At 49.5% G+C, this 14,318-nt stretch carries 9 protein-coding genes; all 9 read right to left on the minus strand.

Features of this window, described 5'->3' with window-relative positions:
• Positions 1-8: 8 nt before the first annotated feature.
• Entirely contained in the window at positions 9-1,541 is a 1,533-nt protein-coding gene (locus QUW60_RS01840; protein ID WP_258338384.1) for an acyl-CoA carboxylase subunit beta, read from the minus strand.
• Between the two features lie 2 nt (positions 1,542-1,543).
• Positions 1,544-2,065, minus strand: coding sequence for an acyl-CoA carboxylase biotin carboxyl carrier protein subunit (locus QUW60_RS01845; RefSeq protein WP_258338383.1), 522 nt, complete (start codon positions 2,063-2,065; stop codon positions 1,544-1,546).
• Between the two features lie 15 nt (positions 2,066-2,080).
• Positions 2,081-3,592 (minus strand): acetyl-CoA carboxylase biotin carboxylase subunit, encoded by a 1,512-nt coding sequence (gene accC / locus QUW60_RS01850; protein ID WP_258338382.1) that lies wholly within the window; start codon positions 3,590-3,592, stop codon positions 2,081-2,083.
• Positions 3,593-3,687: 95 nt separating this feature from the next.
• On the minus strand, positions 3,688-3,903 hold the full coding sequence (locus QUW60_RS01855) for a hypothetical protein (RefSeq protein WP_289558238.1): 216 nt from the start codon (positions 3,901-3,903) through the stop codon (positions 3,688-3,690).
• A 39-nt stretch (positions 3,904-3,942) separates the two neighbouring features.
• Entirely contained in the window at positions 3,943-4,887 is a 945-nt protein-coding gene (locus QUW60_RS01860) for a metallophosphoesterase (RefSeq protein ID WP_289558239.1), read from the minus strand.
• A gap of 188 nt (positions 4,888-5,075) precedes the next feature.
• Positions 5,076-6,488: a beta-helix domain-containing protein gene (locus QUW60_RS01865; RefSeq protein ID WP_289558240.1), complete on the minus strand. Its 1,413-nt coding sequence runs from the start codon at positions 6,486-6,488 to the stop codon at positions 5,076-5,078.
• Between the two features lie 50 nt (positions 6,489-6,538).
• Entirely contained in the window at positions 6,539-9,199 is a 2,661-nt protein-coding gene (locus tag QUW60_RS01870; RefSeq protein WP_289558241.1) for a TonB-dependent receptor domain-containing protein, read from the minus strand.
• Between the two features lie 230 nt (positions 9,200-9,429).
• Positions 9,430-10,701, minus strand: coding sequence for a histidine-type phosphatase (locus QUW60_RS01875; protein WP_289558242.1), 1,272 nt, complete (start codon positions 10,699-10,701; stop codon positions 9,430-9,432).
• 154 nt (positions 10,702-10,855) lie between these two features.
• Entirely contained in the window at positions 10,856-14,236 is a 3,381-nt protein-coding gene (gene mfd, locus QUW60_RS01880; RefSeq protein WP_289558243.1) for a transcription-repair coupling factor, read from the minus strand.
• Positions 14,237-14,318 lie beyond the last annotated feature (82 nt).

Below are 14,318 nucleotides of genomic sequence, written 5' to 3' on the forward strand. Positions count from 1 at the left end.
GAGCGGCATTAGAGCGGCATGTTGCCGTGCTTCTTCGGCGGATTGCTCTGGCTCTTGTTCTGAGTCATCTCCAAAGCCTGAATCAGCTTGAAGCGTGTATCCTTCGGAAGAATGATTTCGTCGATATATCCCTGTTCAGCCGCACGGTACGGGTTAGAGAACTTTTCCTTATAGTCTTCGATGGCCTGTGCCTTTTCCTCGGGCGTCGCCTTGCGGTAAAGAATGTTCACGGCACCGTCTGCACCCATCACGGCAATTTCTGCCGTAGGATATGAGAAGTTCACATCCGCACCGATCGGCTTGCTGTTCATCACGATATAGGCGCCGCCATAGGCCTTGCGCGTAATCACTGTGATTTTAGGCACGGTTGCCTCGGCATAGGCATAGACAATCTTCGCACCATGACGGATGATTCCGTTGTGCTCCTGCGCACATCCCGGAAGGAAGCCCGGAACATCCTCGAACGTAACGATAGGAATATTGAAACAGTCGCAGAAGCGGATGAAACGTGAAGCCTTGTCAGAAGCGTCGATATCGAGCACACCTGCCAGATAAGCCGGCTGATTGGCTACAATACCTACTGAACGTCCGCCCAGACGTGCAAATCCCACCACAATGTTCTTTGCAAAATGCGGCATCACCTCGAAGAAATACTGGTTATCTACAACCGGCTCGATGATGTTCTTGATGTCATACGGCATATTCGGATCGTCCGGAATGACAGACATCAGCGATTCGTCGGCACGGCGGACATCATCTGTGCATGGAACCATCGGCGCATCTTCCATGTTGTTTGAAGGAAGGAAGCTAAGCAGTTCGCGGATGCTCATCAGAGTTTCCTCTTCCGTATCGCAAAGAAAATGAGTCACGCCGCTTTTGCTGCTGTGCGTATAGGCACCGCCCAGTTCCTCTTTGTCGACTTCTTCGTGTGTCACGGCCTTTACCACATCCGGACCGGTAATGAACATGTGGCTCTTTTCCTTCACCATGAAAATGAAGTCGGTCAGGGCCGGAGAATAACATGCGCCTCCCGCACACGGTCCGAGAATGGCCGAAATCTGCGGAATGACACCCGAGGCAATGGTGTTCTGATAGAAAATGGAAGCATATCCGGAAATGCTGCCGACGCCTTCCTGAATGCGTGCGCCTCCCGAATCGTTCAGAGCGATGACCGGAGCGCCGTTCTTCAAGGCCAGTTCCTGCACCTTCACAATCTTTTTTGCACCGGTTGTGCTCAGCGTGCCGCCGAATACGGTGAAATCATATGCATACACATACACCAGCCGCCCGTCGATTTTTCCATAGCCGCAAACGATGCCGTCACCGGGAATGTGCTTCTTATCCATTCCGAAATCAGAACAGTGATGAACTACGAATTTGTCTATTTCATTGAAAGTGCCCTTGTCGAGCAACATGTCAATCCGTTCACGTGCGGTCATGTGACCGTTTGCGTGCTGTTTTTCCACACGCTCCACACCGCCGCCTTGCGAAGCCAGCTTGTCAAGCTCCTCAAATTTCTTATATTGTTCTTCTGCTGTCATAATTATTCTTCGTCTTTATTTATCACATCCAGAGTCATGATCACCTGGTTGCTGTTTACTGAATCACCTTCATTCACCAAGATTTCCTTCACCGTACATTCGCTGTTCACCTTGTAGTTGCTCTGCATTTTCATGGCTTCGATTACAGCTACGATGTCGCCCGCTTCCAGACGGTCGCCCACCTTTACGGGGATCTTGACCACTTTTCCCGGCATGGGCGAAACAATCTTGTCCTGCTGTTTTTCTTCGCCACCTTTGCGCATACGCAAATACTTGGCTTGAGAATCGATAATGTCGATGTTATACGACTGATAATGGGCATTGACGGTATAACTCTTTCCGCCGTCCTTGCGTATAAGTTCGGCATTATACGATTTGCCGTTATGAAGGATAGAGCAGCTTCCGTTCTCAGCCATCACAATGTCTACATCGTAAGGAACGCCGTCGATTGTAAGCTGTACCTTGTTTCCTTCCTTGTTGACCAATGACACATCAGCCACTCTGTCACCTATATGTATTTCCATAATTTCCTGCTTTATTTAGATTCTCAATACACCCTTCTTCAAGCCAAACTCACGCCAGCGGCTGATCGGACGGTTGTCCGTAGAAGCCGTCTTGTTTTCTTCGAGGTTCATCAAATAATCGATGTAGGCCGCAATCATCGCGATGTTTTCAGTTTCCTCCTCCTTCTTGTTAGCCCACTTGCGGAGTATATCCTGATGCTTGGGTATAAACAGCGTATCATAACGGCCTTCCACAAAATCAGGCACGTTCATGATATGGCGGAGGTATCCGATATTGGTTTTCAATCCTGTGATCTTGTATTCATAAAGCACACGGCGCATCCGCTCGATGGCGAACTGGCGGGTTGTGGCCCACACAATCAGCTTGCCGATCATCGGATCATAATAAATAGGGATTTCGTAGCTCTCATACACATAGCTGTCGATGCGCACGCCGATGCCGTTCGGTTCAATCAGCTGACGGATAACGCCCGGCGAAGGCATGAAGTTATTTTCCGAGTCTTCGGCGCAGATGCGGCATTCGATCGCATGTCCGCGCTGCACCAGCTCTTCCTGCTTAAGATGAAGCGGCTCGTTGTTGGCAATGCGGAGCTGCTCTTTCACCAAATCCACGCCAAGCACTTCTTCCGTAATCGGGTGCTCCACCTGCAAACGAGTGTTCATTTCAAGAAAATAAAAGTTGCGGTGCTTGTCGACGAGGAATTCGATTGTGCCTGCTCCCTTGTAATGTACGGCTTTGGCGGCCGCCACGGCAGCCTCTCCCATCTTCTGTCGCAGTTCGGGAGTTACAAAAGGCGAAGGAGTTTCTTCAACTATTTTCTGATTGCGCCGCTGAATGGAGCATTCGCGCTCGTAAAGATGGATTGCGTTTCCAAAGTTGTCCCCCAAGATCTGGAACTCGATATGGTGCGGCTCTTCTACAAACTTTTCCAGATAAACAGTATCGTCACCGAACGATGACATGGATTCCGAACGGGCCGTATTGTATGCCTCTTCCACTTCGTCCTCACTGTGAATCAGACGCATGCCTTTTCCGCCTCCTCCCATGGAAGCCTTCAGCATTACGGGATAGCCGATGCGGTTGCAGATTTCTTTCGCCTCTTCAACGCTCTGCAAAGGCTGCTCTGTGCCGGGAACCACCGGAACGCCTGCAGCAATCATGTGCTTGCGGGCAGAAATCTTGTCCCCCATCGCATCCATCGTTTCCGGATCCGGACCAATGAAGATGATGCCTTCCTGACGGCAGCGGCGGGCGAACTCTGAATTTTCCGACAGAAATCCATACCCCGGATGGATGGCGTCCACTCCATGACGCTTGGCCGCCATGATAATCTTGTCGATGTTCAAGTAACTTTCGCGAGATGCCGCCGGGCCTATCAGACAGGCTTCATCCGCATAAAGTACGTGGCGGGCTGTCCTGTCGGCCTCAGAGAAAACTGCAACGGTGCGGATGCCCATTTCGCGGCACGAACGCATCACACGCACAGCTATTTCACCACGATTAGCGATCAATACTTTGTGTATCATGCTTTATGTTTTAGTTATTACTTCCGTTTGACAATCCGGCACGAACTCTTCGGCCGGACAAAGCCGCTTGCGCCAGACAAATCGGCACAGCAACCTTAAATCTGTGCAAAAATAACAAAAAAAGAAACATCAGTCCAAAGAACGGCCTTTTTTTTGCCGAAAGGGATGTTTTTATCTCCAAAAACACGAAGAAAACCGACAGAAGGAAAAGCATATACAGGAAACGCAAACTCCAGTTTGCAAACAACGGCAGCAACCGGCAGACAAAATGACCGCTCATCTTGCTCAAGACGGGCGGTCATTTTCGGCAATACGGGCGGTCATCTTGCCCATTATGCAGGGCAAATCCGTCACTTGGTTCTTTTCACGGTGTGAATCACCTTTCCCTCCTTATCTATCATGTGCAGACAGAGTTCTTTCTTGTCGAGCGTAATGAGCGAAAAGCCGGAAGCATCGCTGCAGAACTGTGTCCCTTCGACAGGCTTCACCTTGCGGCTCAGCGATCCCGAAGTATTCACCACATAGTCGATTCCGCTTCCCGGCTTGCGGATATGCTGGAAGTTATGGATATGCCCGCAAAGATACATATCGACATTTTTATGCCTGCGGAGAACCGAATCAACGCGCTTCTGCATATCCGTCCGTTCCGAATCATTCTTGTCCGTATCCGCATAAATGGGATGGTGGCCTACCACAAGCACCCAGTCCTCCTTTGCAGCCGTAAGCACCGAATCAAGCCAGGCCAACTGTTTGTCGACGTCCTGCAGATGCGCGTCCGGATATTTTTCCGTGTCTTTACGGTATTTGTCAAGCAAGGGAGGGGTGTCAATCATCACCAGGCGCAATGTCGCTCCATCCTCCTCCATCGTTTTCGTATAATAACGCCCGGCTATCTGCCAGCGTGCACTTACACCTGCATAGTCAAGCACGGCCTGCGTATTTCCCCGGTACTCGTGATTTCCAAGAATCGGATACCAAGGCAACATCAGATCCGGGTGGCTGTAAATAAGCTCGTAGTTGGTCATCCAGAGAGGATCGTCCACACTGCGCACACCTTCAAAATGATGCACATCACCGGCGGCAACCACAAACTCGATGTCTATGGTTTCAGCCATTTTCCCCATAAGCTCTGCTATCGGTTTCTGGTCATAATATCCGTTACGCCCCAAATCGTTTGCCAAATAGAAATTCAAAGGCTTTTCAAGCGGTTTCCAGTCGGCCGGTGTCTGTGCGAAAGCGGAAAACGCAAACAAAGCCACTCCCAAAGTGCTTAAAGTTCTTTTCAATGAAATCATACTAAAAACTGTTTTAAATGTTATTTTCGTTTTGTCATGGCAAAGTTGGGTCCGAAAACTGAAATAAATATGAAAAAATCCCAGCCGCCACGAAAAAACAATTAAAAAAGCCCGGATGCTTTTATCAATAGATCCGGGCTTCCAAAGAAATGAATGTATATCAGCTGTGTCTCAAAAAGAGCCTGAATTTATTCGCCGTAAGCACCATAATGGCTTTGAACCGCCGGAGAAGTGTAGTTTTCTCCGTTAATGGTCAGACCAGTCGTGCCGAAAAGCGGAGTTGCAAATGATTCGGAAGCGCCAGCCGCACCGTTCAAAGCCGGAGAACCTGCTTTCAGATGGAAATCCCATGCGCTATCGTATACATAGCCGGTCAATGCCACGGCATTGATGTCGAAGTTCACGAACTGAGGGTCTTTCAAGTCTTTTTCTTTGGCAATGACACTATGCACATCAACCACTCCCGTGTTATAGTCTTCGTGGTCGTAGTTATATCCCTGCCAAGCGTATGCCACACCGCTTTCGTCCTCACCGTCATATATGATGTCACTCTGCTGATTGCCCGAAGCGTAGAAATTGTAGTCAATTACGGATTTGTTATCATATCCTTCTTCCGGATTGTTCGGAATATCAAAGCTCGGAGTCATGGCGCGGAACTTGCAGTTCACCATCAAGTTGTTGAACACATTGGCAAGCGCGTTCTTTTCCACATACACGCAACCGCCTTTTTCTCCGTCACGTCTCCATCCGGCATTGATGATGGTGTTGTTGTATGCCTGAATCAACGCCTGACCACGGTTTCCGCCCTGACCGGAGCTCGACAACTTCAAGCCGTTGGTATTCGGGCTGAACATCACGTTTCCAGCCACGTCAACCTTGCATCCGGCCTTCACGTTCACAGCCTCAGCGCCATCGTATCCGTTGGCGGCAAACAAGTTGTTGGCTATGATGCCCTCACCGCCCATCATGTAGATACCATCCGACCAGCCGTTACGCAGAACGGAGTTGATGATGACATACTTGCCGTTAATGTTGTTGGTAGTAATCTGCGGATAAGCATCGTCACCGGCCGTATAAACACCGTTTGTCGCGGCAGGAGAACCTTCCACAACCTGACCTCCCGTATACTCAATGATGGTATGGTCAATCAGCATTTCGCCGCAAGTCTCGGAAGCAACGATACCGCCCCACAAGCCAGCAAAGATGTTTTCCTCAGTCCGTTCCTCTTCGGAAACAGAGAACAGAACGGGTTTCTCCGCCGTACCCTCACAATACAGGTTTCCGTTTACCGTAAATTCAATGGCCGCATGGTTGGCTCCTACGCCTTTGGAACTAGCGATAATCTGCGCGCCTTCCTTGATAACCAAAGTCTTTCCTTCGGGAACCACATAATGGTCCGTCAAGTTGACCACCGTATCAGCAGGCCAAACCACCGTATTGGTATTGTTCCACTGATCTGCCAAACTGGTTGATTCTCCGGGCTGTTCACCTTCCGGATCTTTAGGCGGAGTCTGCGGTTCATTTTCATCGTCACTACAAGCAGCAAAGAATGACAAAGCCATCAAAGCCGCACCCATGAATAAATACTTCTTGAAATTCATAATTTGAAAAATTAAGATGTTAGTCAATATGTCGTTCAGTTTGTTTTTCCTTAAAGTTTATATCTCACACCCAGCATGATGGTCTGTCCATGCCATTCCTTGCGCTCGATTACATTGCCTTTATGCCGTTCATAATTGAGCCCTTCCGTGCTGGGACCTTTCTGGACATATCTCAGCAAGGGCACATCCAGCAGATTGGAAGCCTTTGCAAAGATGCTCACTCCTTTCTTGAAGCTCTTCTCCACGGAAGCGTCCAGCTGGAAATATCCGTCCTCCCAAATATCGTTATCGTACCAGTTGGAAATGTCGCTCAGACGTTTTCCGGTATAGCTTCCGGCAAGCTGGCCTTCCCACCCGCGCTTGGCATCCTTGAACAGGAGAGAAAGGTTGGCCACATGCGCAGCCTGTCCGAACAAAGGCCGGGACTGCTTTCTTGTCTTGACCTCAGAGCCGTCCATATAACGTTTGTCTGTAGTAATCTTGGAATGCGTATAAGTATAGTTAGCCTTGATGCCGAACCAGTTGAAATACTTCATAACATCCACCTCCACACCCATGTTCGTGGCATCGCCCAAGTTCATCGGCTGGTAATAAGTGTCCTGCCCGGAGCTTACCAGACTGAGACTGTATTCAATCGGATTCTGGATATGCTTGTAGAACAAACCGACCATAAACTGTTCGGACGATTTCGGAAAGAACTCATACCGCAAATCCACATTGTCGGCCACGGTATGCTTCAAGTCCGGATTACCTTTTTCCTTATAATCCTCGTTGATAATACTGTAAGGCACGATTTCGAAAAAGCTCGGACGGTTGATGGCACGGGCATACGAGAAGCGCAGGTTCGCGTTCTCATGCACGTTGTATTTCGCATGGAAGCTGGGCAACACGTCCGTATACTTCTGGCTGCCTTCCGGATCCACATCACGCGGGAACTTCAACACATACCCCTGATTGGTATGCTCCACTCGTACGCCTGCAATCAGCTCCCACTTCGGGAACGTATACTTCACCATACCGTAGCCGACCCCTATCTTCTCCGAAGCGTCATAGTTCAACGGATCTCCAATGTTGCCATATCCGCGCATGGCCGGCGTAAACACGATTTCATCGAAATTATACCAGTCTTCATTGATATATTGCGGATCTCTACCCGTACCTGAATCGAAAGTATACTCATTGAAGAAGCTGTCGCGCTTCTTATCACGGTACATGCCTCCGACAGAGAAGTCGAAAAACGATTCATCCTTCAAACTCCATTTGTAGCTCAAATCCACATAGCCCGCCTTGTCCTTGTCCGAATTGTGCTCCCAACGGCGGGTGGCGGCTCCGGAAGTCTGGACATGAGATCCCTGCATGAATATCTCCGCATTGTCGGGAGTTTCGCTGTATGCCTTGGAAATTACCGCCGACCAGTTCAGTTTCAGCCTGCCGTCTTCAAGGAACTGATGTTCGCCTTTCAGTGTCGAGTTGATGATGTACTGACGATTCCACTTCATACGTACGGCACGCTCCTTGTCATCCTCCCCGTCACGTACCTCTGCCTCGCGCATATCCATATAGCCGTTATACCATGTCAGCTTGTGATTTCCGTTGATATGATAGTCCAGTTTGGCATGTGCGCCGATACGGGTCTGCTGGGACGAATAGTTACGGTATTCGATACCGTTATGAGTCACACCCGGCTGATAATAGAGCTGGCTTTCTTTTCCTCTATAGGTATTCAGATAACTTCCGGCAAGCATCACTCCCAGCTTGTTCCCGAAAAAGCGGTCGCCATAAGACAGACTGGCGGTCAGGTCGGGAAGCGGCTTCTTCCATTTCATGCGCAGATTGGAGGAAGTGAAATTGTCCTGTGTTACTTTATAATCCTCCGGCTTCCCCATCGCTTCGTAGGGCGACTTTTTCACTATCTCCCCGTAGTTGAACGACTGGAAGTCACGACCGAAATACATCGCGTTATAACCCGTCGAAATACTTGCCGTAAACTGACGTTCAGCCGGCGCATCCTTCATCACCAGATTGACCGCACCGCCAATGCCGTCGCCTTCCATATTGGCAGTCAGCGACTTCGTTACCTCCAGACGGTCAAGCATCTCCGAAGGGAAGATATCGAGCGGAACAAACCGGTTTTTATTGTCCGGGCTCGGAATCTTCACTCCGTTTACCAATGTATAATTATAGCGCTTGTCCATGCCTCGGAGGATGGCATACTGACCTTCGCCGCTGCTGTTGCGTTCGATCGTCACTCCCGACATACGCTGGATGACATTGGCTACGGTGATATCCGGCGAAAGCTCGATTGCCTTTGCGCTCATCACGTTCACCACGTTCATCGCCTTGCGCTCAATGGCACGTGCGCCGGCCTCTGTCCGGCCCGGATTGGAAGCCACCACCGTCACTTCGCCCAAAGCCACCTCATCCGTATTCAATGGAATCTCTATTTCTTTACTCTTTGAATCGACGGTTACTTCATAATTCTTATAACCGATATAAGAACAAACCAACGTATATTTGTTCCTGTTGACGGACAAATTGAAACTGCCGTCCAAACCCGTCACCGTCCCCTTGCCCGGTTCCTCTTTCACCATCACCGAAGCACCGATAATTTCTTCCCCGGTCCGTGCATCCTTTATTTTTCCCTTAACGACTCCGGCCTGCACGCTGGCTGATGCCAATAAAAACATCACAGCAATAAATCTAGCTTTCATTCTTTATCTTTTTATTTCGACGCAAAGGTATCAGTATGGGTTTTCAACATAATTACGCAAATGTGTCTTTTGGATTACGCCCATATTACTTTCATATTACAGCATACTTGGCTTTTACCCGCCTGAAGAAAGGCGAGAGCCGCGAAACCGCTGAGTTACCAGCATTTTCGCGGCTCTCGCCCGATTTCGACAGAAGCGCATTCCCCTCCGCCACCTTCCCGGCTTTTATGTCAGGGAAGCACAATGGATTCTATCAGTTCCATCCAATATTTTTTCACGTCCTCCCAATGATAATAAGGAGCTTTGTCAGTTTTGACAGGCAAAATGACCTCACGCTCATTCAAAAGCGCTTTCATCAGAATGTCGTCATTGTCTTTCTTGCGGTAGAACACCAGCTGCACATTGCCACACATCGGAATGATCCGATAAGTGCGGTAAGTATCAGCGATTTTCTCCCAGTCTGTTGTGGCTGTTGTCAACTGATTCATTCCCATCAGTGCGGCCAAAGGCGCCAGGTTCGTATCGTGACCGAAACGAAGCGAAACTGCATTTTTCCCCGACGCAATCACCGTATCTGCGGTTTCGATGAAATTTCGCAGCAAATTTCTTTCCAATTTATACATGCAGGCATCGCTCAACGGAGAAGGCCCCTTTTCATAATACCATTCAAAATTGTTGCGCTGCCACATGTCATAAAGCTCGTCTTCCGTAAACAAGAAGCCCAGATCCGGCTGGCTGTAGCTGCTCTGGCTGATTCCGTGAAGTTCAAACAGATCCGCCATCAGTTTTTTCGCGTCGATATTCTCCGCCACATAAACAGAATCGTTAAAAAGCTGCTTCATCAACCTCTCCGGATGAATGTAGACACTGTCGGCCGCACGGTATACCGAATCGACATTTTCCATGTGCAACGCTTCATAGAGCGGATTCTTATACTTTATATACCAGGCATCGTGTTCGCTTGTTTCAGTCGTGATGTTCAGTTTCGGGTTCAAGCCTTTCAACTCCACACAGGCTGCTGCCATCGAAAGAAAAGCGCGCGTCTTGTAAGTGGACCTTGCATCCACATGAATCCCATCTTCAAACACCTGCGGATAATTGGCATACATTCTGTCCACCAGCCTGCGATGCTGTTCAGCCCCTTTCGGAGTCAGTTCGCCATAACGCCCCTCGGCCTCCTCCGCTAACGAAACGACCATTTTCAACGCCCGTCTGCCGTCCGGTGTAAGCCGGCCTTCATCTCCTGCTTTCAGAAGCGCCTGCATCGGCTGCACGTATTTCTTTTCCTTGGTAAGATAGCGTGAACCGTGGCGCGCAAACGAAGAGATATAGAACGGTTCATATCCGGCCGGCGCCGGCGCATACTTTGTCTGCGGCTCCTGATAAGCATAATACTTTCCGGCAGCCAAAGCCGGATTCTGCCGGATTTCATCACGAGCGCTCTGCCCCGCCACTCCCAACGGGAAAACGAGCAAAGCCAAGGCCAGCAACCTTCCTTTCATCTGAATAAACTCAACCATTATCTTTGTAGTCCATAAAATTTCCGGCGAAAATAAAGCATTTCAGTCTTGCGCGGCATTCTTTCCCGGATAAAAAAGACATCCGGAATTCAAATGAAACACAAATGAAATCCGGATGTCATTGATTTGAGATGCTTCAGGCAGAAAACGAATCTCCGTTCATGCTCACCATTTCCTGAAGAATAGCCACCGCATCCTTCACTGTAGTTACATGCTGCACAACCATGCTTCGTTTTCCGTTCTGTTCCCTCAGATTGCAATACCGCGGATTCTTCGACATGTATTCGATTACCTTCCCGAAAGACCTGCTCTGGTAATAAGGACTCTCCAGGTTGCTGACAAAATAAAGAGTCATCTTGCCAGCCTTAAGAATCACCTTTTCCACGCCCAGACGCTTTGCCAGCCGCCGCAGGGGAACAATGCGGATAAGCTCTTCCCCTTCCGGAGGAATCTGTCCGAAACGGTCTACCAGCCGCACCTTGAATTCATCCACATCCTTGTCAAGCTCCAGCTTGTCCAGTTCGCGGTAAACCAGCATACGCTCGCTGCTGCTGGGAATATATTCGTTCGGGAAAAGCAGTTCCAGGTCGCTCTCCACCGTACACTCGTCAACAAACTCTTCGCCGCTGATCTTCTCTTCGCCGGCTTTGATTTCATCCGCATACAGGTCGGCAAACTCTTCGTTCTTCAGTTCCGTAACCGCTTCTGCCAGAATCTTCTGATAGGTTTCATAGCCCAAATCGGCGATAAATCCGCTCTGTTCGGCTCCCAGCATATTTCCTGCGCCACGGATATCCAGATCCTGCATGGCAATGTGAATGCCGCTTCCCAAATCGCTGAAGTTCTCAATCGCCTGAAGACGCCGTTTCGCTTCGGGGGTCAGGCTCGACAAGGGAGGAGCCAGCAAATAGCAGAATGCCTTCTTGTTGCTTCGCCCCACACGTCCGCGCATCTGATGCAGGTCGCTCAAGCCAAAGTTCTGCGCCTGATTAATAATAATGGTATTGGCATTCGGTATATCAATTCCACTTTCAATGATTGTCGTGGCAAGAAGCACGTCGTAATCATAGTTCACGAAATCAAAAATAATCTTTTCCAGTTCCTCAGGCTGCATCTGCCCATGACCGATGCACACCCTGCAGTCCGGGATGTTCCGCTGAATCATTGCCTTCAGTTCCGGAAGATTCTGAATGCGGTTGTTCACGAAAAACACCTGACCGTTGCGGCTCATCTCAAAATTAATGGCGTCAGCGATGATTCCTTCATTGAAGGTATGCACTTCGGTCTGAATCGGATAGCGGTTGGGAGGAGGAGTCTGGATAACCGAAAGGTCGCGCGCTCCCATCAGCGAAAACTGCAACGTGCGCGGAATCGGCGTGGCAGTCATGGTCAGCGTATCTACGTTCACCTTCATCTGGCGGAGCTTTTCCTTCACGCTCACCCCGAATTTCTGCTCCTCGTCGATGATCAGCAGGCCAAGATCCTTAAACTTCACACTCTTTCCGATTATTTTATGCGTTCCGATGAGTATATTGACTTTTCCGTCGGCCAGCTCCTTCAAGATGCGGCTTGTATCCTTGGCCGTACGGGCGCGGCTCAGGTATTCTACGGTGCAAGGCATGTCTTCCAGACGTTTCTTGAATGTCTGATAGTGCTGGAAAGCCAATACGGTGGTAGGCACAAGCACCGCCACCTGCTTGTTGTCGGCCACAGCCTTGAACGCTGCACGGACAGCCACTTCTGTCTTTCCGAATCCCACATCGCCGCAGACCAGACGGTCCATAGGCCGGTCACTCTCCATGTCAGCCTTTACTTCCTGAGTAGCTTTCAGCTGATCGGGCGTATCTTCATACAGGAAGCTGGCTTCCAGTTCATGCTGCAGAAAGCTGTCGGGACTGAAATGAAAACCTTTTTCCTGCTTGCGCTGGGAATAAAGCTTGATAAGGTCGCGGGCAATGTCCTTGATCTTCGTCTTTGTCCGCTCTTTCATCTTCTCCCATGCACCCGTACCCAGCTTGCTGATACGGGGCTGTTCGCCTTCCTTTCCCTTGTATTTCGAAATCTTATGCAACGAATGGATAGAAACGAACACAACATCGTCATTCTGATAAACCAGCTTGATAACCTCCTGCGTGGTGTTTCCGTTCGGCACACGCACCAGTCCCGCAAACTTCCCGATCCCGTGGTCGATATGCACCACATAATCACCCGGCTCAAACATATTCAGTTCCTTAAGCGAAAGAGCCACCTTTCCACTCCGCGCCTTGTCGCTCCGGAGGCTGTATTTATGGAAACGGTCAAAAATCTGATGGTCGGTAAAAATGCAGCAGCGCAATGTATGATCGATAAATCCTTCGTGCAACGTGCGGTCTACAGGTTCAAACGCAATCTTGTCGCCCCGCTCCTGAAAGATGTCCTTCAGACGGTCGGTCTGCTTCACGCTGTCCGAACAAATGTAAATCCGATATCCGCGCTGCAAATAATCAGTCAGCGAACCCGACACCAGATCAAAGTTCTTGTGAAAGATAGGCTGCACGGAAGTTTCAAACTTCAGCGAAGCCTGAGGCGTACCAAGTGCCTTGTGTCCGAAATCAATCCGCCTGAACTCCAACGCACGGACACAGAACTCACCTCCGTCGACAAGCTGCTTTTCAAGTTCCTTCAGCCCATCCTGCTCACCTTCATAAGCGGCCAGAGCCTGCGGAGAAAATGCCTCCTCATACACGGTCTGAATCCGCTCCTTCAGCCAGACGAAGTCCTTTACCCACAACACCGCATCCGCCGGAATGAAATCAAGAAAACAGATGTCTCCTCCAGACGCTGCAGAAAGTTCGGGCACAATGCTCACCGCATCCTTTTTTTCCTTGGAGAGCTGCGAGTCCACCTCAAACGTACGTATGCTGTCGATTTCATCTCCAAAAAAATCAACCCGGTAAGGATATTCGGACGCAAACGAATACACATCCAGGATGCTTCCTCTCAAAGCGAACTGCCCCGGCTCGTATACATAATCCACATGCTCAAAACCGTGTCCGGCCAGCTCCTCCATTATTTTCCCGGTTGCAATATGCTGCCCGACCTTAAGCGCGATCGTTTTGTCGCTCAGCACCTTCTGCGACACCACCTTTTCTGCCAGCGCATCCGGATAAGTGACCACCGTAACCGGCTCGTTCCGTTCAAACGCTCCCAGCACTTCGGTACGCAGGATTTCGTTCGCCGCATCTTTCTGGCCGTACTTGATGGCTCTGCGGTACGATGAAGGGAAAAACATAGTCTGCCCTTCCCCGTTCACCTGCACGATATCGTGATAAAAATACCCGGCTTCTTCCAGATTATCCAATACAAACACATGAACGCCCGCATTCCGCCTGGTAAAAGCGGAAGCGAACAGCGACGCGCACGAACCGTGCATCCCGTCTAAAAATATCGTTCTTATTTCTTTGTTATCCAACAATGATGCCAGCCCCGACAAATTCGGATGACCGGCATACACCTTTTGAAGTTCCGTTATACCCATTGTTCTATAGATAGATATGCAAAATTACAAAATAATTGCTATTTTTGCAGTGATTGTAAATGATAATTTTCTTATTGAAACA

It is taken from the genome of Bacteroides gallinaceum (assembly GCF_030373775.1).
GTDB classification, from domain to species: Bacteria; Bacteroidota; Bacteroidia; order Bacteroidales; family Bacteroidaceae; genus Phocaeicola; species Phocaeicola excrementipullorum.